The sequence below is a fragment of the Aeromicrobium sp. YIM 150415 genome, from assembly GCF_016918125.1.
Lineage (GTDB): Bacteria > Actinomycetota > Actinomycetes > Propionibacteriales > Nocardioidaceae > Aeromicrobium > Aeromicrobium piscarium.
On record NZ_JAERWM010000007.1, the window covers coordinates 38,072 to 59,800 of the forward strand.

Here is a 21,729-nt window from a genome sequence, read left to right on the forward strand (position 1 = left end):
GCGCCCTGCAGGTCGGCTGGTCAAGTTCTGAGACGGCTTCTTCCACGATGTGGACCGCCCCGTTGTGCGCATCCCGACACGAGCCGTGTTGAATGGCTTCGGAGCGCTTCACCGGGGGCGCCGCTAGGAAAGGTACGCCATGAAGCTGTTCACCAAGACCGCAGCCGCGGTCTCGACCGCCGTGCTCGTCGGATCACTCGCCGCCTGCGGCGGCTCCGACCGCCCCAGCCAGCAGGAGATCGCCGATTCGCTGAGCTCCGGGGACTCCGCGCTCGGCACCGCGGTGCCCGAGGAGGCCGCCGACTGCTTCGCGAAGGTCTTCCACGAGTCCGACCTTTCCGATGACGCCCTTCAGTCGCTCATCGAGGGCGATGAGGACTTCGAGGCATCCGATGAGGACAAGGAAGCTGCCGAGGACGTGCAGACTGATCTGCTCGAGGAGTGCTCCGACGTCGAGGCACAGTGAGCCGTTGGGTTCGGCCCCGGGCCGGGCCGAACCACCTCACCAGGGTGAGGGGCGGAAGTCCTTGAGGAAGACGCCGTAGAGATCCTCGCCCGCTTCTCCTCGCACGATCGGGTCGTAGACCCGTGCCGCGCCGTCGACGAGGTCGAGGGGCGCCTTGAAGCCCTCCTCGGCCAGCCGGACCTTGGTGATGTGCGGCCGCTCGTCGGTGATCCAGCCGGTGTCGACGGCGGTCATGAGGATGCCCTCGCTCTCCAGCATCTCCCCCGCACTCGTGCGGGTCAGCATGTTGAGCGCGGCCTTGGCCATATTCGTATGGGGATGACCCGGCCCCTTGTAGGCCCGGGCGAACTGGCCTTCCATCGCCGACACGTTGACCACATAGGCTCGCCGCGCTCCCGCCTCCACCGCTGCGGCCATCGCGGGCCGCAGGCGGCTCGCCAGGATGAACGGCGCGACGCTATTGCACAGCTGCACCTCGAGGAGCTCCAGCGCGTCGACCTCTCCCACGTGCTGCACCCAGCTGTTCGTGTCCACGACATCGGGCACCAGTCCCCCGGCATCGATGCGCTCCAGATCCGCCGACCCTGCCGTCAGCGCCATCGCGGTCAGCGCATCGGCGGTGTTCGCGTCTCCAGCCAGCACCGGATGCGAGGCGACCGACCCGACGAGCGAAGCCGGATGCGCGTCACTGGTGTGACCGAAGGTGATCAGTTCGGGCATCGGGCCGGCTGAGAGCTCGGTGGTCTCCGCATCGGCCAGGTGCTGGTAGGCGCCCGGCGAACGCTTGACGGTCTGCGCGGCATTGTTGATGAGGATGTCCAGAGGCCCAGCGGCAGCGACATCATCGGCGAGACCGATGACCTGGGCGGGGTCGCGCAGGTCGATGCCGACGATCTTCAGCCGGTCCATCCACTGGTCGCTGTCGGGCAACTGGCGGAACCGCCGCACCGCATCGCGTGGGAAACGGGTCGTGATGGTGGTGTGAGCCCCGTCGCGCAGCAGCCGCAACGCGATGTACATGCCGATCTTCGCGCGCCCGCCGGTGAGCAGCGCCCTCTTGCCCGTGAGATCAGTGCGGGCATCCCGCTTGGCGTGGCTCATCGCGGCGCAGTCGGGGCAGAGCTGGTGGTAGAAGGCGTCGACGACCGTGTAGTCGGTCTTGCAGATGTAGCACGGGCGGGCGACCTTCAAGGTTCCCGCGGTGGCGCCCTTGGCCTGCGAGACAAGCGGCAGACCGGCGGTCTCGTCGTCGATGCGCCGCGCCGACCCGGTGGCGGTCGCCTCGACGACGGCGCGATCGGCGGCGGCGATCTCGGCCCGCTTCGCCCTGCGACGCTGCTTCTTGACGTCCTTGTAGAACTTGCCGCACGCGCGGCGCAGCGCGATATAGGCGTCATCCTCCTCGCCGAGGAACTGGGCCTCGCCGAGGACCTTCAGCGCGACGGCGAGCTCATCGGGATCGATCGTTGACACCGCGCGATCCTACCGGGCGACGCCCCGGCGGGATCAGCGCGCCAGGTCGTCCATCGCGAAGGAGACGGTGAAGGGGCGCTCGACGGTCGCAGTCTCCCCCGGCGTCCAGCTGCCCAGCTCGGTGTAGACGGCGTCGCCGGGATGCAGCGCATAGGCGGTGAGGCTCAGCTCGGGATCGGTCTCGACCCGCCAGAAGCCCTCGATCCCCCACATCGCGTACTGGGCCGGCTTGGTGATGCGGTCGGTGGTCACCGACGACGGCGACACCACCTCAACCGCGAGCAGCACATCGGTCGGGGCCAGCCAGAGACCGACCGGGCGGACATCGCGCGGAACCACGGCCACGTCGGGCTGACGAAAGTTGCTCTCACCGAGCTGGATGCCGAATTCGGCACCGACGAGATAGTCATCGCCGAGTGAGCGTTGAAGGACCGCTACCAGTCGAGAGGCGACCCGTGTGTGCCCCCAGAGGGGCGGAGGGCTCACTTCCAGCCGCCCGTCGACCAGTTCGAGCTTGCCCTCGTGGTCGGGCATCTCCTCGACGGTGTACCGCCGCGAGAAATCGCCGAGCACCGACATGACGCACCTCCTGATGCCACTATTCCACGCGACCACCGCATGAGGCGATGGTCGCGTGGACGTGGCGTCAGGTCGAACGTCTATCCACAGTGAGCACCGTCGGCAGCCGCTTCACCGGAGAAGCCGTTCGCAGGAGCCGGCCTGCCGCGGTACCTCGGAGCTCAATCGCGACGCCACATCGCGACGAGCGCGATCATCAGCGCCGCGACACCGGCGACGACAGCCCACGCCGACAGGAATCCCCATCGGTCCACCACGATTCCGGCTAGGAGCGGACCGACCATGAAACCGAGGAACAGACCGAGCGATACCCGCCCGGTACCGCGTCCGACCGATCCGGAGGGGACCACTCGGACGACAGCGAGCATGATGATGGCGTTGGCCGCCAACGCACTGAAGCTGAACATCGACGCGCCCACCCATACCAGCCACTCACCGCAGCGGTGAGCCGCGAAGACGGCGGCGACGGCGACCAAAGCCACGACGGCCAGTCCGCTGAGCAACCGCCGCAGATCGGTGACCCGACCGGCAAGACCGCCCCAGAGGAGCCTCGCGAGGACACCGAAGCCACCCAGCACTGCTGCGATCAGGCCGGCTCGTGTCACCGATGCTTCCAACTCCTCATATAGGTACAACGGCAGGTAGACATTCGTCGCCTGAACCACGATCCCGAGCAAGAAGGCGTAGCCGCTGAGCCACCAGACCGCCGCGGGTACCTGTCCGGGAGACAACGGATCGTGCCGGCTCGAGTCGGGCAGCGATAGCGGAACAAGGCGCATCGTCGGCAGGAGCCCGACCGCGACGATGAGCCCGCTGCCGATGATCGCGTACCGCCACCCGACGATGACGGCAACGGACGGCAAAACCAGTCCGGCGAAGAGCTGCGCGCCCTGAACGCCCGACTGCTTGATGCCGAGGACGACGCCTTGACCACTGCGCTCGACCTGCGCCGCTACCAGACGATTGCTCACTGGGTTGGACAGCGACTGGACCGCGCCGGAGATCGACAACGCCACCAGAAGCCACCCGTAGCTTCCCGCCACTCCCCCGATCAGCACGGCAGCGAAGGCCAGGACGAAGATCCCGATCAGCACGACACGTTCATCGAGGATGTCTGCGACGACACCAGCCGTGATGGTGCACACGCTCGCCGCTCCGAAAGTGAAGAGCCACAGCGAGCCGAACTGCGTCGCGGTCAGACCGAGCGACTCCACCATCAGCGGTCCGAGGGCGCTGACGGAGTAGTGGAGCAACGGCCCCACCGCCATCACGAGCGCGAGGTACGCGCTCAGGGCACCACGGCTCCAGCCCACCTACGCGCCGCTCTCTTCATCACCGGCGGCGCGCCCGGTGCCCCGACCACGTCGCCTCCGGGCAGCGCCGCACGGCCTCCCGCTCACTGCAGGCCGTCGAAGATCACCGAATCCGGCGGCTGATCGGCGAGATAGCCCGTCTGGATACCGGCCTCGAACACCGCCCGGATACCTTCGGTCACGTCGCTCGCCGGTGCTACCCGCAGTCGCAACCTCTCGTCGTTGTCCTCGATGAGCTTCTGGATGACCTCCGCATCTCCGCCGGGGATCGTCTTGGCGATCAATGCGCCCGCCTCCTCAGGGTTGTCCAACACCCAGTCGGCGGCCGCCTTGTACGTGTCGTAGAGGGACTGCACCTCATCGGGATGTTCATCGACCCAGGCAGTCTGAGCGGCCACGCCCAGATAAGGAATGTCACCGGTACCGAACTCGGACTCCCACGCGTCGTAGTCGAGATCGACGGTGCGGATGTCCGAGACCGAGGCCAGCAGCGACGAATAGGCCGGCTCCCACAGCTGTGTGGCATCGGCACGGCCGGTCTGTGCCATCGTCGACAATCCGGCCGTCGTCTGATTCTGCGTCTCGACCTCGTTGAGATCGAGTCCGATGTCTTGGGCGAACCAAGCGAACATCGCATAGTTCGTCGTGCCCGTCGCGGCGGCGAGGGTGTGGCCGGGGAGATCGGTCAGGCTCTCGATATCGGGGTCCGAGGTCACCACTGTGCCGTAGAAATCGAACAGGTTGAACAGATAGGTGACATCCGCGCCTCGTTCGGTTCGCAAGCCCTCTGACAGCAGAGCCGCGCTCCCACCGACGTCATAGTGCCCAGCCCCGAACTCCGAGTTGTAGTTGTCCGGTGTGGCGTACGTGAACTGCAGGTCGAGTCCGTGCTCCGCGTCCAGTTCACGTTCCTCGATGACGGCAGGCAGGAAGGCGCCCAATGACGGAGCTTGGAAGGCGACGATCTTGACCGTGGTGCTGTCACCGCCGCCATCTGAGCCACAGGCCGTCACTCCGGCGACGGCTAGAAGCGTCGAAGCGCCGATCGCGGCGGTACGGCGTAGCACGTTTCTCCGCGGTACGGGGTTCCAGGACATGCTGCTCTCGTTTCTATCGATGGGATCAACTTCGGGCTCGGGGAAGGCGGGGAATGGGTTCTATGGCAGGAAGCTCGCTCGCTCCCGTCCCTCGGGATACGGCAACACGTAGGTCACGGGAATTCGCCCTGGCCCGGCCACGCGGCGCTGGCGGCGGCCGACCACCATCCCGATGAGACCGGCGATCAACGCGGCGGCGATCGCCGGGAGACCCTTGCGCAGCATCGGCAGCACGATCGTGCGCACGACGTCGAGGTCGTCCTGGGCGAGCGCGGCCGATCCCGTCACGCCGCTGCCCGTATCCCCCGCCGACGGTTCCGGACCGGAGACAGGGGGGCTGTCGTCGCCGCCACCGATCATGACCTCGAGACGACGGACGAACTCATCGACCATCGTGTTGCTGACCTCGGCGAGCAGGCTGCGGCCGAATTGGGCGGCCCGGCCCGAGACATTCAGCTCGGTGGTGACGTCGACGAGTGTGCCGCCCTCCACCGGTTTGAGCTCGGCAGTGATCAGAGCGTTTGCCGAACCGCTGCCTTTCTGCTCACGGCCGCGGGCGTCGATCACGGCTCGATGGGCGACGTCATCGCGCTCACGAAAGCTGGCTGTGCCTTGATACTTCGCGCTGATCGGCCCGATGCGGGTCGACAAGCCGCCGCGGTACTCACCGTCGACGACATCATCGAGCGCCGCTCCCGGCAGGCAGGTGGCTACTCGGGGAAGGTCGGTCAGCAGCGCCCAGGTCTGCTCGACGGGCAGATCGACACGGAATTGATGCTTCAGCTCGATCATGCGCGTTCCTTCGGTCCGTCGGTAGCCGGCCAGTAAGAGACCGGGTTCAGAATCCGGCTGGTCATCTCGGCCACGATGGGGCCATCCGCCTCCGACGAGGCCTTCGCCTGCTTCCAGTCCGGATCGTTCTGGAACCTGGACCAGGCCAGCTGTTGGGTATCGAGATCGTCGAACCGGAGCAGGTAGAGGATGCGTGTCGGATCCTCACGGTCCTGCCAGAAGCCGATCACGTCCAGGCCGTGGCGCTCGAACAGCGGGAGCGTGTCGTCGGCGAACCGGTCGTGCACCTTCTGCTCTGCTCCCTCATGGGCGACGTACTCGCGCAGTTCGTAGATCATGAAGCTCTCCGTCCCTCGTCTGATGTAGTACTGGTGGCTGCCGCCCGGTCGGCGGCTTTCTGCACGGCTCGTTCGAGCAAAGTCCCCGCCACGTCACGGCGGTAGTCCGCGGTGGCGTGCAGGTCGGCCGTCGGTGTGACCGTCTGTCGGGTCACCGACGCGGCCTCTTTCAAGCACGCGGCGGTAGGAGCTCGGCCGACGAGAACGGCCTCAGCCTCGGCTGCGCGGTGCGGTGTGCTCGCGACCCCGGTCAGGCACAGCCGCGCGTCACGGATCGTTCCGTCGTCAGCCAGGCTGATCTGGGCGCCCGCTCCCACCAGGGCGAAGTCACCGCGCCGCCGCCCGATCTCGTCGAAGGCGCCTCCCGTGGCTGGTCCCGCGGGGAGGATCTCGACTCGGGCCAGCAGTTCGTCGGGGCGAAGGGCTGTGACGAGATTCGCCACGAAGAAGTCCTCTGCCGGGATGCGGCGGACGCCCCCGGGGCCGAGCACGACCAACTCGGCATCGAGTGCCCTGGCGACGGCCGGCAGCTCGGCCGCCGGGTCCGCATGCGCGATACTGCCTCCGATCGTGCCGCGTGCCCGGATCGCCTCATGCGCGATGAAAGGGATGGCGGCCGCCATCAGCGGAGCGGCGGTGGCGACGGCAGGTGAACGACCGGCCTGGGCATGCGTCACCATGGCGCCGATCGACAACCCGTCCTCGGTGCGTTGCAATGCCGAGAGTGACGCGATGCGGCCGAGATCGATCAGATGCCCCGGGCGGGCCAGCCGGAAGTTCAGCAGGGGCACCAGGCTCTGGCCTCCTGCGAGCACTTTGCCGTCGTCTCCGTGGGCGGCCAGCAGATCCACTGCCTCGGTTAGCGTCTCAGGACGGTGCAGCTCGAAGTCGACCGGTTTCACGGTCGCTCGCCCCCGATCAACCGACGAGCGTTGCCGCCGTCGATGAGAGCCCGCTCGACGGCGGAGAACCGTGCCTCCTCGATGACCGAGCGGGGAGTCAGGTCCCCGATCGGGAAGGGATAGTCCGACCCCAGCAGCACCCGGTCGGCCCCGACTTTGTCGACCAGGAAGCGCAGCGAAGGGGCGTCGAAGATGACACTGTCGAAGTACAGCTGCTGGAAGGACTCCAGCGGATCGGCCGTGGTGTCGGGATTCATCGCGTGATTGCGCATGAGCCTGCCGAGCACGTACGGCAGCGCCGCTCCCGCATGGGCGACCAGCAGTTTGGCGCGGTGATACCGCGCGGGCACGCCCGCGTAGAGCAGTCGAGCGAGGCTGACGGTGGTGTCCTCCAGGCGGGCGAGCCCATTGACGAGGCCGAAGTCGTGGTAACGATCGCTGGCACCGCCGAAGCCGGGGTGCAGGAACACGAGCGCCTCGGTCTCGTCGGCGGCCTCCCAGAACGGGGTGAGAGACGGGTCGTCGAGGTCGGTCGTGCCGACCCTGGTGGCGATCATCACGCCCGGCAGCCCGTCGGCGCGCTGCTGTCGCAGTGCATCTGCCGCACGCTGCGGATCCTGCAGCGGCAAGGTCCCGAGAGCCAGCTGTCGCGGGTCGTCGGCGATCGTCTCGACGATGGCCCGAGTCAAGGTCTCCGCCCATTCAGCGCCTTCGTCGCCGCGGAGCTGATAGCCGAAGATGTCCAGCCATCCGCCGACGAGCTGCAGGTCGATGCCGTTCTCGTCCAGCCACCGTCCGCGCCGCTCCTGGTCGGTCAGACCGGGTGAGACGGGTCGGGTCGGCTCGCCGCCCGCGAAGGAGACGCGATAGGTCTCCTCATGGGCGGTGACCTCGATGTGCGGGAAGCGCACCTCGCCGCTGTGCATGCGCTCCAGCAGGTGCCGGGGTGCCAGATGCGCGTGGGTGTCGATGACGGTGGCTTCCTGGGGAGGGGTGGTGTTCACAGGGCTCCTTCGCGGTCGCGCTCCGCGCCGCGCAACGCGGCCCAGATGTCGCTGGGTTTGATCGGTAGAGAGTGGATGGGACCGGCGCCGAGGCCACTGAGGGCATCGTTGACGGCGCCGGCGACGGCCGCCGGTGCGCCCATGTATCCGGCCTCGCCGACACCTTTCTGACCATGGGTGGTGAAGGGCGACGGGGTGCAGTGCTCGGCGTCCACGATCTGTGGAACCTCGTGTGCACTGGGCAGCAGATAGTCGATGAACGACTGCGTGAGCGGCTGACCGGCATCGCTGAAAGCGAACTGCTCGTAGAGCGCGACGCCGATTCCGTGGGCGGTGCCGCCGTACACCATGCCGCGCACGACATCGGGGTTGATCACCGTGCCGCAGTCGTGGGCGATGTAGTACTTCGTCAAGTCCACCTTCGCCGTGCCCGGATCGATCTCCGCGAGGACCACATGGACCTCGAAGGAGTAGCACGGATAGAGCTGCACGGTCCCGTCCGGCGCGGTGAGTGTGCCTGACCGAGGAGTATGCGCCACGTGGACGACCTCGAGCCCGGGCTGCATGTCCGCTGGCATCAGATGCTGTTTGCGATGCGCGACGGCCACGAGATCGTCCCAGCCGATGAAGCGCGTAGCATCACCGGCCACGACGACCGCACCGTCACGGTATTCGACCTGGTCGGCCGGGAGATCGAGCATCCCGGCGCCGATCGCGCACAGCTTGGTCTTCAGCTCCGTTGCCGCGCCGTGGACCGCACGCCCGAGGACGATCGTCATGCGGCTGCCGACCGGGCTCTGCGACGGGAAGCCGGTGAGCGAGTCGGCGCGGATCACCGCGATATCGTCCGGCGCTATGCCCAGCTCTTCACCGACCAATGTCGCGATCATGGTCTCGTGTGCTTGTCCGGCCGACGAGATCGAGATGATCGCCGTGACACGCCCTGACCCGTCGACACGGAGGCGGCAGGCCTCGGGGAAGGTCGTCTTGTCGTTGCGGGGATTCATGATGTTCTCGAAGATCGCGTTGCCACCGCCGGGCTCGAGGCAGGCAGCGAAGCCGATACCTGCGAGACGGCCTTGCGCCCGCAGGTCGTCGCGTTCAGCCAGCAGCGACGTGAGGTCCGAGATCTCGATGGCCTTGTCGAGCACGCCCGGGTAATCGCCCGAGTCGTACTCAGTGCCGCTGGGGATCCGGTACGGGAACTCGTCGGGTCCGATGAAGTTCCGGCGCCTCAACTCCAGCCGATCCACGCCCAGATCCCGGGCGACGGCGTCGACCGCAGCCTCGATCGCGTAATTGGTCGGCGACTGGCCGAAGCCTCGAACCGCGACCTGCCCGGTCTTGTTGGTCGTGACCGCGGTGGCGTTGTATGCCGCGCTCGGTATCCGATACGGGCCGACGATCGCGCCGATCGGCTTCGCGAGCTGCAGTGGCGAGCGGCCGGGGTAGGCCCCCTCGTCGTCCAGCACGTCGATGCGGATCGTGGTGAACTCGCCGTCGGCGGTGTACCAGAGCTCGACCTCGAACAACCGGTCCGGGCCGTGGAAGTCACCGCCGTGCATGTTCTCGCTGCGGTCCTCGATCAGTTTGACCGGTACGCCGAGCCGGCGGGCCAGGAAGCCGGCGAGGACGCCGTGTTTGATGCCTCGCTTGACGCCATAGCTGCCGCCGACGTCGACGTCGAAGTGGACACGCACACTGTTGCTGGGTATCCGCAGCGCCTCGGCCACCTGGTCGGGGAATTGCGGCATCTGGATCGAGGCCCAGACATCGAGCACGTCCCGGTGCTGGTCCCACTGCGCGACGACGCCGAAGGTCTCCAGCGGCACGGTCGAGTTGCGGTTCCAGCGCGTCGTCACGGTGGTGGAGCGACCAGCACGGGCGCGGTCCGCATCGACATCGCCCCAGACGAAACGACGCTGCGCCATGACATTGGTGCCATGCGAGGGATGCACGAGTGGAGCTTCGTCTTGCGCCGCATGCTCGGGGTCCATGACGAACGGCAGAGGTTCGTAGTCGACCACGACCACTTCGGCGCCGTCCTCCGCGATGGCACGGGAGTCGGCCACCACGGCGGCGATCCACTCGCCCGCGTACCGCGTCGACTCGACAGCCAGCGGGCGCCATTGGACCTCGGGAACATCGAGATACTGCCGCAACGGGTTTGTCTCGGCCGCCAGCTCGGCGCCCGTCACCACGGCGACGACGCCGGGGATCTTCAGGGCCTCCTCGGTGTCGATCGACACGATCCGGGCATGGGGATGCGGACTGGTCACCAGGCCGACGTGCAGCGTGCCCGGCGGCATGATGTCGGCGACGTAGCATCCGCTGCCGGTGACGAATCGTCGGTCCTCGCGGATACGGCCGGGCTGTGAGAGGTATCGATGACCGGGTTCGTGATGCACCCCGGAAGCCACACTCTCGTGAGTGACCGTCATGTCAGGCGCTTGCTCATCGATCGTCGTCATGGCGTGCTCACCTTGTCCTCCTCCGCGATGCCAGCGACGACAGTGGCCACGGCCTCGCGGATCTGCACATAGCCGGTGCAGCGGCAGATATTGCCGCCGATGGCCTCATCGATGTCCTCGGTGCTGGGGGTGGGGTTGCTGTCGACCAAGGCCTGCACGGCCAGGACCATGCCCGGCGTGCAGAAGCCGCACTGCAGCGCGTGGGTCTCGCAGAACGCGTCTTGAACGGCATTGAGTTCGCCCCGCGGACCGGACAGTCCCTCGATCGTCGTGACCGACTGCCCATCGGCCTGCGCGGCGAGCATGATGCACGAGCGAATCGGCGTGCCGTTGAGCAATACCGTGCAGGCCCCGCAGACACCGTGCTCACAGCCCAGGTGGGTACCGGTGAGACCCAGTTGGTCACGCAGGAAGTCCGCCAAGCTGGTGCGCGCAGATGTCGCGCAGGTCCGCCACTCCCCGTTGACCTCGAGGCCGACATGCTGATCCGTGGTCATCATCTACTCCTTCGCGGCGGCAGCATCGAGCTGCTCGCAGAATGCATGGACTTCGGCGGCGAAATCGCCGGGATTGTCGGCATTGGACAGGTGACCGGCGTCGGGCAGCACCACCAGATCGGCTCGCGCCAGACCGGCGACGATCTCCTCCGAAAGCGGTCTCGGGGTCTTCTGATCGCGATCGCCCCACACGACGCGAGCCGGGGCGGCGACCCTGCCGAGGAGGTCGCGGATGTCTATCCCGAAACACGCCTCGACTGCAGCGATGTAGCTGTCCCTGTCCATCTGCGCGATCGCGCGACGCACGGCCTCGGCGTCGGGCGGATACGGTTCGCGGAACGTGTCCGCGAGGTACCGATCGGCGACTGCCGGCATCGACAGAGTCGTGGCCTGCTCGACCGAGCTCGCGATCTTCGCGGCAGCCACCTCGGCATCGAGACCGACGAAGCTGTCGGCGACGACCATGCCTCGCACGCGCTCGGGACGGTGTGCGGCGAGAGCGATCGCCTGTATGCCGCCCAGCGAGACTCCCACCACCGTGCACCGGCCCGCGTCCGCGTCATCCAGGATCGCCACGAGATCCTCGGTCCACGACGTCACCGACTGCTCCGTGGCTGCTTCGGACGATCCGTGGCCCCGCGTATCGGGCAGGATCAGCCGATACTGCTCCTGCAGCAAGGCGCGGCATCGCCCCCACATGCCACGGTCGGCGCCGAGGCTGTGCAACAGGAGCAGCGTGGGCAGGGCGGGGTCGCCGGCGACCTCGTATCCGAGCATCGTGCCGTCGGGTGACCGAGCAAATCGGTCGGTCATGCGCTCGACGCCTTCGCCGACGGGGTGCCCACTACGGTGTCACCGCCGCCGGGGTCCATCGCCCGCAGCACCCGCTGCCGCAACGCGTCGACGTCCTCCTGAGTGGCATCTGGATCGAGGTGGACATCGTCGGCGAGATGTCCGGGCGGACGCATCACCAGAACACGGTTGCCCAGCGAGAGCGCCTCGGCGATGTTGTGGGTGATGACGACCCCTGTCTTGTTGCCGGCGCGGACCAACTCCACGAACTCCGCGCGCAGCGCCTTCGCGGTGATCTCGTCCAGCGCCGAGAAGGACTCGTCGCACAGGATCAGCTCGGGGTCGACCGCGAAGGCCCGTGCGAGCGACACACGCTGACGCTGGCCGCCCGAGAGCTGGTGCGGGTAGGAATTCTCACGGCCGGCCAGTCCGAGCCGTTCGAGCCAGTCGCGGGCCACCGGTTCCCAGCGCTCCTTCTCGATGCCGGCGAACTTCATCCCCACGCAGACGTTCTGCAACGCGGTGCGCCAGGGCAGCAGTCGGGCGTCCTGGAAGACGACGGCGACCTTGCGACGGAACCAGTCGAACTCGGTATAGGGGTCGTGCCCCTGCACCTGGACGGTCCCTCGCGTCGGCGCGAACAGACCGAGGGTCAGGTTGAACATCGTGGACTTGCCGCAACCGGTGACACCGACGACGGAGACCAGCTCGCCACGGCTGATCGTGAAGTCCAGGTTCTCGACCGCACGATGACCCGGGAATGTCTTCTCGACGCGGTCGAACTCGATGATGGCGTCGTTCTCTGGAGCGTAGGTGGTCATGGTCATCCCTTCGTCGTGACGGGCTCTTCGGCCGAGGGGGCGGAGAGCTTGGCGGCCGGCGCCTGTGGAATGGCGCGATAGCGCAGCACATAGGACTCGACGGCGTCGATGGCCGCTTGCAGGATCAGCATGCAGACGGCCAGGAGAAGGGTCCATGAGACGACTGCGGCCATATCGAAGAGCTGCTGAGCGGTCAGGAGCTGCGAACCGACTCCGACGGTGGCGCCGACCAGCTCCGCGATCAGCACCATGCGAATGCCGAGTCCGAGGTTCACCTTCCAGGCGGTGAACAGTCCCGGCGTGATGGACGGCAGGGTCACCTCGCGGAAGAGCGCCCAGCGCGTCGGGCGGAATGACCGCGCCATATCGCGCAGCTCCGCCGGAATGGCGCGATAGGAGTCGTAGGTCTGCAGGGCGAAGCCGGGCAGCGTCACCAGCAGCATGACGAACCAGACACGCAGCTCGACATTGGAGAACCAGATGACGGCGATGATGACCCAGGACAGCGAAGGGATCCCCTGCACGAATCGCACGATCGGCAGCAGGTAGCCCGCCGCGAGAGCGTTCGCGCCGGTGAGCAGACCGATGGCGACGCCGACGATGAACGAGCACACGAGGCCGAAACCGACGCGTGCCAGCGTCGTGAACAGGTTCTCCAGGCCTTCGGCGCTCGTCACGGTCGCCCACAGATGCTCGGCGACGTCGAGAATGGGCGGGACGTTATAGCCAGAGACCAGGGTGGCCGCGATCTGCCAGACCACCAGGAAGAGGACGAGCAGGATCGCGATCTTGGGATCCGCGAGCCGCTGCCACACGGGCTTGCGGGTCGCGGGAGCCAGCCCCTCGTCGGGCTTCGTCGCCTCCGGGATGGCCATCAGGACTCCCCTCCAACGGTGGTCAGCTGCGTCGAGAAGTACCGCCGGTCCCCCAGGGCACGCGAGATGTCGGCGGCCGTCGCGAGCGTCATGTCACGCAGAGCGTCCATACGGTCCGGGCTCATGCGGTGGTCGGGCATGCACAGACCGACCGAGGCGACCACACGGCCGGTGTGATCCCGGATGGGAGCAGCGATGCCGCTGACATCGTCGCGGTAGCTGCATTGGTTGATGCCGTAGCCGCGTTCACGCACGTCGGTGAGCATCTCGCCGAGCTCGGCGGGATCGGTGATGGAACGGTCGGTGTACGCGGGCAGAGGCTCCGAGAGGACCCGGTCGATCTCGTCGTGATCGCTGTAGGCCAGCAGGACGCGGCCGGTGGCAACGCAGGTGGCCGGACAGCGACGTCCGACATACGACTTGGCGACGACCTGTTGCGGGCTTTCCAGGCGGTCGATGTAGATGACATCGCCGTGTTCGTACACCCCCAGATGCACGGTCTCGCGCGACTGCTCGTTGAGCGCCTTCAGGTACGGCGCGGTGACCGCGCGCAGGTCCAGATTCTGTGCCCAGAGGCTTCCCAGCTCGAAGCATCGCACCCCCGCCGAGTACCGCCCTGTGGACGCGTCTTGGCTCACGTAGCCGCGCGCTTGCAGTGAGGCGAGGATCCGGTGCGTAGTGGCCTTCGGGGACGCCACCTGTTCCGACAGCTCTGTCAGCGCCGTCGGGGCTCCTGATCGGGCCAGAGCTTCCAGGATGTCGAGTGTGCGAGTGACCAACAACACTGGTTCGGAACTATGTTTCATGTCACACAGTGAACTGGAACACAGTTTCAAAGTCAAGCCTTCGGGGTCGACCTGCCCTAGAAGAGGTGGCCACGAGTCGCCCGTACGGCCTGGGATGGCCGCAAAAAAGACAGCACCGCCAGGACGGACCTGGTGGTGCTGTCAGAAGCGGGTGAGGACCCCCGCCACGTCAGACGACTCGAACGAGCTATCCGCAGACGGCGCCGTCGGCGGCCGAGGACACGAGCTTGGCGTACTTGGCGAGCACGCCCGTGGTGTAGCGCGGCGGGTTGGGCTCCCAGCCCTGCTGGCGACGCTCGAACTCGTCGGCGTCGACCTCGACCTCGAGCGTGCGATTGGCCATGTCGAGCTCGATGATGTCGCCATCGCGGACGAACGCGATCGGACCACCGTCGACGGCCTCGGGCGCCACGTGGCCGACACACAGGCCGGTGGTGCCGCCGGAGAAGCGTCCATCGGTCAGCAGCAGCACGTCCTTGCCGAGGCCGGCGCCCTTGATGGCACCCGTGATCGCGAGCATCTCACGCATGCCGGGACCGCCCTTGGGACCCTCGTAGCGGATGACGACCACGTCGCCCGCCACGATCGTGCCGTCCTCCAGCGCATCCATGGCCGCGCGCTCGCCGTCGAAGACGCGGGCGGTGCCACGGAAGACATCGGAGTCGAAGCCGGCGCTCTTGACGACCGCGCCCTCGGGGGCCAGCGAGCCCTTGAGCACCGTGATGCCGCCGGTGCGGTGGATGGGCTCGGACAGCGGGCGGATGACGCTGCCGTCGACCTTGCCATCGAGGCCGAGGTCGCTGAGGTTCTCGGCCATCGTCTTGCCGGTGACGGTGAGGGTGTCGCCGTTCATCAGGCCCGCGTCCAGCAGCGCCTTCATGACGACCGGGATACCGCCCTTCTGATCGACGTCGTACATGACGTACTTGCCGAAGGGCTTGAGATCGCCGAGATGCGGGACCTTATCGCCGATGCGGTTGAAGTCCTCGAGCGTGAGGTCGACCTCGGCCTCACGCGCGATCGCCAGCAGGTGCAGCACGGCATTGGTGGAGCCGCCGAGGGCCATGACGATGGCGATGGCGTTCTCGAAGGCCTCGCGGGTCATGATCTGGCGAGCCGTGATGCCCTTGCGGAGCAGCTCCACGACGGCCTTGCCGGACTCCTGAGCGAAGCCGTCGCGGCGGCGGTCGATCGCCGGCGGCGCGGCCGAACCCGGCAGGCTCATGCCGAGCGCCTCGGCGACCGAGGCCATCGTGTTGGCGGTGTACATGCCGCCGCAGGCACCCTCGCCGGGGCAGATGTTGCGCTCGATCTTGTCCAGCTGCTCGCGGGAGATCAGACCCTTCATGCAGGCGCCGACACCCTCGAACCCGTCGATCAGCGTGACATCCTCGCCGTCGACCTTGCCCGGCATGATCGACCCGGCGTAGAGGAAGACACTCGCGAGATCGAGACGGGCAGCGGCCATCAACATGCCCGGCAGGCTCTTGTCGCAGCCGGCCAGCAGCACCGATCCGTCGAGCCGCTCGGCCATCATCACGGTCTCGACCGAGTCGGCGATGACCTCGCGGCTCACGAGCGAGAAGTGCATACCCTCGTGGCCCATCGAGATGCCGTCGGAGACGCTGATCGTGCCGAACTCGAGCGGGTAGCCGCCACCGGCGTGCACGCCCTCCTTGGACGCCTTCGCGAGGCGGTCGAGGGAGAGATTGCAGGGGGTGATCTCATTCCAGCTCGACGCCACGCCGATCTGCGGCTTGACCCAGTCGTCGTCGCCCATCCCTACCGCGCGGAGCATGCCGCGCGAGGCGGTCGCCTCGATACCGTCGGTAACCGTCCGGCTACGGGGCTTGATGTCGATCTGGTCCGCGGGAGTGGAGTCGGAAGAGGTCATGGGAAAAGCGTACGACTCGCCTCCGGCAGAACGCCGCGGGGTTATCGCGGAGTCAGAAGAACGGGACGGTCGCGAAGGCGAGCGCCCAGCTGACGAAGCTGCCGACCAGCACGTACTCGGCACGTGTGCCGTCGCCCGGGTCGCGCGAGATCTCGGGGAACCGCAGCACCCCTTTAGCCGCCATGACGGCGGCGACGGCCGCGTATTGCCCCGCGAGCGCCATCGCGAAGATGAACACGCGCTCGATCGGGCCGAGGATTCGACCGCCCTGGAGCTCGCGCTCCTCGTCCAGGACCGCGGGCCCGGCCCGGCGCAGCACCGCTCGTACGACCACATTGGCCGATTGCAGCAGGAAGAGCACGATGCCCAGCCCCAGCACCGCGGTGTCGAGGTCCAGGGTCTCGATCGCCGGTATCTCCAGATCGGCGTACCAGGAACCGATGGGTGCCTCCGTGCGCGGTACGTGCTGTCCGAAGAGGAGGGCGACCGCGAGTCCCGCGGCCAGGGCCAGAGGGCCCCAGACACCCTGGCGAGGCTGGGACGTGAGCCAGAGCATGACGATGGCCATCGCTGGGAGCAGCGTCCAGATGCCGGACCGCTCCAGGCCGAGCATCGCGCCACCGAGCACGTAGACGGCCAGGGCCATGAGGAAAGGAAGCTCCACGGTCCGCAACCGGCCTCCGGCGGGCCGGCGGACGAGATCGGCCGCACCCACGGAGGCCAGGAGCAGGGCGACGACGATCACGGCCGGCCCCAGGCGTCCTTGAGGGCGAGCGCTCCACTGCGACGCAGGCTCTGCGACACGGCCGACTGGGTGATGCCCTCCTGCTCGGCCAGCTCCTCCTGCGTGTGGCCACGCAGGAGCCCGAGCACCAACCGGCGCTGCCGTTCGTCGAGGTCGCTCACGATGTGATCGCGACAGACGGCGTAGGCGTTCACGAACTCCCCCTTCTCGTATCCGTCGGCCGCCCACACACGTGTGCGCAGGCCCCGGATGCGGCGCTCCTGACGCTCGACATCCTCGAGCGCCTCGCGGGCGGCCCACCAGGCCGAGCCGTCCTGGATCAGACCATAGGCGCCGGGTCCGACGATCTCGACGTCACCGACGCCGATCCCGGCGCGACAGTCGGCCGGATGGGGCAGACTCAGCCGAAGGATCATCGCCGCGTCCAGCGCGGTCGCGACATCGGGATAGACCGCCTGGAGCTCGTCGCCTATCGTGGGCTCGAGAGCTTGCACCGCCCCGGGCACCAGCTCGGCCGTGACGGCACACGCCTGCAGCACGGCGCGGTGCAGGGCACCGCGATCGTCCCAGGCGCGGGACTCGACGAGATCGCCGATGATTGCAACAGCCATATGCTGATAATGCCATAGAATCAGCTATCCGCTTCTTTTTGACGCATATCAGCGTTACCGTGTCGACCATGATCGTCGCGCTGGCCTCTGCCCACCCCTACGACACCATCGATGCCGACCTGCCGCTACTCGTCGATGCGCTCTCCCAGCATGGCGTGGAGACGGTGATCCGCTACTGGGACGATCCCCAGGCCCGCTGGGACGATGTCGCCGTCACGCTGGTGCGCTCGTGCTGGAACTACATCGAACGACGGGAGGCGTTCCTGGCCTGGGCCGAACGGATTCCGCACCTGCAGAACGCTGCCGACATCCTGCGGTGGAACACCGACAAGACGTATCTGCGCGATCTGGCCGATGCCGGCATCGACGTAGTGCCGACGCACTGGGATGTCCGCACCAAGGAGGAGCTGCCCGCAGCCTCGGAATGGGTGGTGAAGCCATCGGTCTCCGCGGGCTCCGCCGACACGGCGCGGTGGGCGATGCCCGATGACGCCGTCGCCCACAGCCGTGCCTTGCAGGATGCGGGCCGGACCGCCATGGTCCAGCCCTACATCGCGTCGGTCGACGCTCAGGGCGAGACCGCGATGATCTATACCGACGGCAGGTTCTCGCACGCGATCGTCAAAGGGCCGCGCCTGACCCGGGACTCGACCGCCGGCACGGAGCCGACACGTGCGGAGAGCGTCGTGGCGACGACACCGGAGCCCGCGCACCACGACGCCGCCGAGCGCGTCCTCGGCATCTGCCGGGGTCGCGGTCTCGACCCGTTGTACGCGCGGATCGACCTCGTCGAGGACGCATCGGGCCGGCAACTGCTTCTCGAGCTCGAGCTGACCGAACCATCGCTCTTCCTGCCGCATGCCGGCGGCGCCGCCGACCGTCTCGCCGACGCCGTTCTCCGTCGCGCGGCCGGGTGACACGCCACGGTCAGTCCGCGCTCTTCTCCACGCGCGGCCAGCCTCCGGGATGCTGGCGCATCCAGCGCTCGGCCGCCGCGTACCCCGCCTCGTAGAGCGACTGCTGCTGAACAGCGGTGAGATCGAAGTCGGTCCAGCGCACTCCCTTGGGCTTGGCGAAGATGCTCCGATCGGCGTCGACCGGGTCGCTCACGTGTCGTACCTGCGTGGAGTCGACGGTGGTGAAGACCAGGTTCGTGAGCAGCGACAACGGTCCGGTCACCGGCTTGGCCTTCGCCCGCTCCCCCGCCGGCGAGCTGAGCCGGACGCCGATCGTCGGCCAGCGGCTCGGGCGGCCGTCGGTCCGATCGAAGGCATCGATGGGATAGCTCCGCAGCAGCGACCCGTCGGCGAGCGTGACCGTGCCGAAACGCGACTTGACCCGCACAGGCTCGAAGAGGAAGGGGATGGCCGAGGAGGCGCGGACCGCCCGCGCCACCGGATAGGAGTCGGCGCTGCGGCCGTATCGCGGAAGGTCCCACGGCAGGTACATCACGCGCTGACGTGAGAGATCGCTGGCGGTGACGACCAACCGGTAGGCGCGCTCCGGCGGAAGACAGGACTCGGGATCGTCCAGCCGCAGATCGCCGAAGGAGCGCACCCCCAGGTCGTCGAGCACTCCGGCGAGCCACTGCTGCAGGTACGCGCCCCGGTGCGCCCCGAGATGGAACAGCACACCCCAGGCGTTCGCGGCATTGGGCCACCAGGCCAGTCCCCGGCCGATCGCCCGTCGGTCGAGCATCGCGCGATAGTTCACCGTGCGCATGACATCGTCGACCCGACTCATCGACTCGCCGCGCTGCTGCATCGCGACGATGATCGCGCCCACCACCGCCCCAGCCGATGAGCCGGCGACCCGGGCGAAGCGGTACCCGTGGTCGGAGAGCGCGACGGCCGCCCCCACCAGGGCGATGCCCTTGACGCCGCCTCCCTCGAGCACCAGATCGGTGACACGTTCGCTCGCCATGGGGACAACCTACGTCGATCGCGCCGATGTGACAGCGCATGGCCAGATCCGCGAGTGGTGCAAATCCGCCCGATTTTCACCGTTTCCGGGGCGAATCTGCACCACTCGCGGGCAAGATTGCACCACTCGGCGGACATCCCCGTTCCCAGAAGTCCACTCCGGGCTGTAAACCAGGACTACACTCAGGGCCGTGATCTCTCACGAGACCCTGCGCTATGTCGACATCGACAGCCAGGACGGGACCCGGATCCGAGCGTGGACCAATGACGTCGCCGGCCCCTCGGTGCTGCTCTCGAACGGCCTGGGCACCAATCCCTTCGCCTGGCCGGGGCTGTTGCGCGAGGACTGCGGGGTCCACGTGGTGTCATGGAATCACCGCGGCACCGGCGGAGGCGGACGTGTCGCCAAGCGCCGGGTGAATCTGGACGCCTTCGTCGAGGACGCCGTGGCGACCCTGGACGCCTTCGGCCTCGAACGAGCCCCGGTGCTGGCCTGGTCGGCCGGGGTGACCGTCGCCTTCGAGCTCGCCCGGCGCTTCCCCGAGCGAGTGGAGGGCATCTACGCGATCGCCGGCGTTCCCGGCGACACCTTCTCGACCACCCTCGCGCCACTGCGGGTGCCGCCCTTCATCGCCCGTCGCATGGTGGTGGCCCTGAGCCACACCGCCCGCCGATTCGGACCGCTCGTCGAGCCGCTGACCCGCGACCTGCCGGTGGTCCCGCTGGCGTCCCGGGTGCTGCGCACCACCCGGCTCATCGATCCCGCCGCGGACCTGGAGGAGCTTCAGGCGCTCCTGCACGAGTTCCGCACCACCCATCCGCGGTGGTATGCCCATCTGGCGTTGAGCGTGAAGGACCATCAACGCATCTCGCTGTCGTCGATCGACTACCCGGTACGATTCCTCGCCGGACGTCGCGACCTCCTCGTCGGCGCCCGCTACGTCAAGACCGCCGCCGATCGCATCGCGCACGCCGCCTACGACGAGATCAACGCGACGCACTTCATCGGCGTCGAGTTTCCCGACTACGTCACCGAGACCCTGCACGACTTCGTCACCGAGCTCCGGCCAGGAACCCGTTGAGCGTGCTGGCCTCGTCCCCTTCCCCCACTCGCTCACCTTCGCGCTACCACCGCCTTCCACTTACTACGCGACTCACTGCGTACGATCTGGATGAGAGAAGGGAAGATGAGAAGGCTTGAAGGCCTTCAGCCTTGAGTGGGGGGATCTTCATCCGCCTTCTTACGCTTGCGCTTCCTGTCTTCATCGAAGCCGAGGCCGATGGCGAGACCGATGGCCGGCCCTACCGCTAGCCCGAAACCGAGATTGTCGGCGAGTAGACCAAGAACACCACCGGCGACGACACCGATGAGCAGGCCGATCACCATGTACGTGTACGAAAACTGCTGCTCCTGTGTCATGCCACCATTGTAGAAAGCACTCCTGGGAGGAGTCAGGAGAGCCGATGACGGCATGTCACCTGGTGGGGGCGACGCTCTGCGGCCGCGAAAGTCGCTGCGTCTTGATCGGCTTGTTCGTGCGGACTCGATCCACCGGCAACACACCACCGGTCGCGGACGTTGGCGGTTCGCCGACCGGCTCTACACGCCGGGTGGTACCACCCGGCCCTCGGCCTGCTGCTCGGTCTTCTCGTACTCCAGCTCTGCGGCGTGCTCGGCCGATCTGCGGTGTTCCTCATGCCGGTGCCCGTGCTCGGCATCATCGCGCTGGGGCGCATCTACCGGCGCCTATCAGGTATCGACCTCTATGGAGCGGATGCACCCGACGGGGGCCAGCGGGGGCGCTCGCTGCTCGCCGTCTACGTCTGTGTCCTCGTCAGCTGCTTCGCCGCCGGCTTCATCCTGAGCGATCAACTCGGCAACGCCTGGACCGCCTGGGTGATCACCGCCCTCGTGGTAGTCAGCACCGTCGTCGTCGGGCGCACCTACGACGGCCTGCTCCGCGAGCAGCTCCGAAGCGCCGGATCATGACCGGCGAGCCGACCAGCGATGGTCTCGATCCCTTGATCCATGAGATCGCTCGGTTGCGCATCTGCGCGGCCCTCGCGGCAACGACAGCGGTCGAGGCGCAGACGCTCAAAGCGGCCGCCGGGATCAGCGACTCGGCGCTCAGCAAGCACCTGCGCCGCCTCGCCGAGGCCGGCTACATTTCGCAGACCCTGGGCACATCCCGCGGACCCGGGCGTCCCCGAACCTGGGTTTCTCTCACCGATCACGGACGCACTGCCTACACCCAGCATCTTGCGGCACTGCAGCGCCTCACGCAGGCCTCTTGACAGCACAAAGCCCAGCCAGGCGACACACCGAAAACA

At 67.5% G+C, this 21,729-nt stretch carries 24 protein-coding genes; 5 read left to right on the top strand and 19 right to left on the bottom strand.

Translation table 11 applies throughout. The features are described 5' to 3' along the window. Nucleotides 1–139 precede the first annotated feature (139 nt). The gene (locus JL108_RS05180; RefSeq protein WP_205197384.1) at nt 140–466 is read left to right on the top strand and encodes a hypothetical protein; all 327 of its coding nucleotides are present in this window, start codon (nt 140–142) and stop codon (nt 464–466) included. Nucleotides 467–502: 36 nt separating this feature from the next. Here the strand turns inward: JL108_RS05180 and JL108_RS05185 are convergent, their stop codons facing one another. The 17 genes from JL108_RS05185 to JL108_RS05265 form a co-directional block, all read right to left on the bottom strand. Next, nucleotides 503–1,939 (bottom strand): SDR family NAD(P)-dependent oxidoreductase, encoded by a 1,437-nt coding sequence (locus JL108_RS05185; RefSeq protein WP_205197385.1) that lies wholly within the window; start codon nt 1,937–1,939, stop codon nt 503–505. Between the two features lie 33 nt (nt 1,940–1,972). After that, on the bottom strand, nt 1,973–2,518 hold the full coding sequence (locus tag JL108_RS05190; RefSeq protein WP_205197386.1) for a Uma2 family endonuclease: 546 nt from the start codon (nt 2,516–2,518) through the stop codon (nt 1,973–1,975). Between the two features lie 161 nt (nt 2,519–2,679). Then, nucleotides 2,680–3,831 carry an MFS transporter gene (locus JL108_RS05195; RefSeq protein WP_205197387.1) on the bottom strand — a complete coding sequence of 384 codons (1,152 nt, stop codon included), beginning with the start codon at nt 3,829–3,831 and terminating at the stop codon, nt 2,680–2,682. An 83-nt stretch (nt 3,832–3,914) separates the two neighbouring features. Further along, nucleotides 3,915–4,898 carry an ABC transporter substrate-binding protein gene (locus JL108_RS05200; protein WP_205197388.1) on the bottom strand — a complete coding sequence of 328 codons (984 nt, stop codon included), beginning with the start codon at nt 4,896–4,898 and terminating at the stop codon, nt 3,915–3,917. A gap of 90 nt (nt 4,899–4,988) precedes the next feature. Continuing rightward, nucleotides 4,989–5,720, bottom strand: a complete 732-nt coding sequence (locus JL108_RS05205) for an SRPBCC family protein (protein WP_205197389.1) — start codon at nt 5,718–5,720, stop codon at nt 4,989–4,991. Then, nucleotides 5,717–6,058, bottom strand: a complete 342-nt coding sequence (locus JL108_RS05210; RefSeq protein ID WP_205197390.1) for an NIPSNAP family protein — start codon at nt 6,056–6,058, stop codon at nt 5,717–5,719. The genes JL108_RS05205 and JL108_RS05210 overlap by 4 nt, the downstream gene beginning before the upstream one ends. Further along, nucleotides 6,055–6,960: a xanthine dehydrogenase family protein subunit M gene (locus JL108_RS05215; RefSeq protein WP_205197391.1), complete on the bottom strand. Its 906-nt coding sequence runs from the start codon at nt 6,958–6,960 to the stop codon at nt 6,055–6,057. Before JL108_RS05215 ends, JL108_RS05210 begins: the two co-directional genes overlap by 4 nt. Further along, nucleotides 6,957–7,964: an amidohydrolase family protein gene (locus tag JL108_RS05220; RefSeq protein ID WP_205197392.1), complete on the bottom strand. Its 1,008-nt coding sequence runs from the start codon at nt 7,962–7,964 to the stop codon at nt 6,957–6,959. The genes JL108_RS05215 and JL108_RS05220 overlap by 4 nt, the downstream gene beginning before the upstream one ends. After that, nucleotides 7,961–10,435, bottom strand: coding sequence for a xanthine dehydrogenase family protein molybdopterin-binding subunit (locus tag JL108_RS05225; protein ID WP_205197393.1), 2,475 nt, complete (start codon nt 10,433–10,435; stop codon nt 7,961–7,963). Before JL108_RS05225 ends, JL108_RS05220 begins: the two co-directional genes overlap by 4 nt. Beyond that, nucleotides 10,432–10,932, bottom strand: coding sequence for a (2Fe-2S)-binding protein (locus JL108_RS05230; protein WP_240190685.1), 501 nt, complete (start codon nt 10,930–10,932; stop codon nt 10,432–10,434). The genes JL108_RS05225 and JL108_RS05230 overlap by 4 nt, the downstream gene beginning before the upstream one ends. Before the next feature lie 3 nt (nt 10,933–10,935). Next, a complete protein-coding gene (locus JL108_RS05235) occupies nt 10,936–11,745 on the bottom strand; it encodes an alpha/beta fold hydrolase (protein ID WP_205197395.1) in 810 nt (269 codons plus the stop codon). Further along, a complete protein-coding gene (locus tag JL108_RS05240; RefSeq protein ID WP_143911626.1) occupies nt 11,742–12,545 on the bottom strand; it encodes an ABC transporter ATP-binding protein in 804 nt (267 codons plus the stop codon). The genes JL108_RS05235 and JL108_RS05240 overlap by 4 nt, the downstream gene beginning before the upstream one ends. A 2-nt stretch (nt 12,546–12,547) precedes the next feature. Further along, complete coding sequence (locus JL108_RS05245) at nt 12,548–13,420, bottom strand: ABC transporter permease (protein ID WP_205197396.1); 873 nt, start codon at nt 13,418–13,420, stop codon at nt 12,548–12,550. Further along, on the bottom strand, nt 13,420–14,226 hold the full coding sequence (locus JL108_RS05250) for an IclR family transcriptional regulator (protein WP_143911628.1): 807 nt from the start codon (nt 14,224–14,226) through the stop codon (nt 13,420–13,422). Before JL108_RS05250 ends, JL108_RS05245 begins: the two co-directional genes overlap by 1 nt. Nucleotides 14,227–14,413: 187 nt before the next feature. After that, a complete protein-coding gene (gene ilvD, locus JL108_RS05255) occupies nt 14,414–16,120 on the bottom strand; it encodes a dihydroxy-acid dehydratase (protein WP_205197397.1) in 1,707 nt (568 codons plus the stop codon). Nucleotides 16,121–16,172: 52 nt separating this feature from the next. After that, on the bottom strand, nt 16,173–16,865 hold the full coding sequence (locus JL108_RS05260; protein WP_205197398.1) for a hypothetical protein: 693 nt from the start codon (nt 16,863–16,865) through the stop codon (nt 16,173–16,175). Continuing rightward, nucleotides 16,862–17,476 (bottom strand): SatD family protein, encoded by a 615-nt coding sequence (locus JL108_RS05265; protein WP_143911631.1) that lies wholly within the window; start codon nt 17,474–17,476, stop codon nt 16,862–16,864. The genes JL108_RS05260 and JL108_RS05265 overlap by 4 nt, the downstream gene beginning before the upstream one ends. A gap of 68 nt (nt 17,477–17,544) precedes the next feature. Here JL108_RS05265 and JL108_RS05270 point away from each other — a divergent pair, with 68 nt between their 5' ends. Continuing rightward, nucleotides 17,545–18,393 carry a RimK family alpha-L-glutamate ligase gene (locus tag JL108_RS05270; RefSeq protein WP_205197399.1) on the top strand — a complete coding sequence of 283 codons (849 nt, stop codon included), beginning with the start codon at nt 17,545–17,547 and terminating at the stop codon, nt 18,391–18,393. Between the two features lie 10 nt (nt 18,394–18,403). Here the strand turns inward: JL108_RS05270 and JL108_RS05275 are convergent, their stop codons facing one another. Beyond that, the gene (locus JL108_RS05275) at nt 18,404–19,399 is read right to left on the bottom strand and encodes a patatin-like phospholipase family protein (RefSeq protein WP_205197400.1); all 996 of its coding nucleotides are present in this window, start codon (nt 19,397–19,399) and stop codon (nt 18,404–18,406) included. Between the two features lie 190 nt (nt 19,400–19,589). Between JL108_RS05275 and JL108_RS05280 the strand changes: the two genes are divergently transcribed. Then, on the top strand, nt 19,590–20,480 hold the full coding sequence (locus JL108_RS05280; protein ID WP_205197401.1) for an alpha/beta fold hydrolase: 891 nt from the start codon (nt 19,590–19,592) through the stop codon (nt 20,478–20,480). A 125-nt stretch (nt 20,481–20,605) separates the two neighbouring features. On the opposite strand, the gene JL108_RS05285 is transcribed toward JL108_RS05280, so the two are convergent. Further along, nucleotides 20,606–20,818, bottom strand: a complete 213-nt coding sequence (locus JL108_RS05285; protein WP_205197402.1) for a hypothetical protein — start codon at nt 20,816–20,818, stop codon at nt 20,606–20,608. Nucleotides 20,819–21,094: 276 nt separating this feature from the next. Here JL108_RS05285 and JL108_RS05290 point away from each other — a divergent pair, with 276 nt between their 5' ends. Both JL108_RS05290 and JL108_RS05295 read left to right on the top strand, forming a co-directional pair. Continuing rightward, entirely contained in the window at nt 21,095–21,388 is a 294-nt protein-coding gene (locus JL108_RS05290) for a hypothetical protein (protein ID WP_205197403.1), read from the top strand. Continuing rightward, the gene (locus tag JL108_RS05295) at nt 21,385–21,693 is read left to right on the top strand and encodes a transcriptional regulator (protein WP_205197404.1); all 309 of its coding nucleotides are present in this window, start codon (nt 21,385–21,387) and stop codon (nt 21,691–21,693) included. The genes JL108_RS05290 and JL108_RS05295 overlap by 4 nt, the downstream gene beginning before the upstream one ends. Nucleotides 21,694–21,729 lie beyond the last annotated feature (36 nt).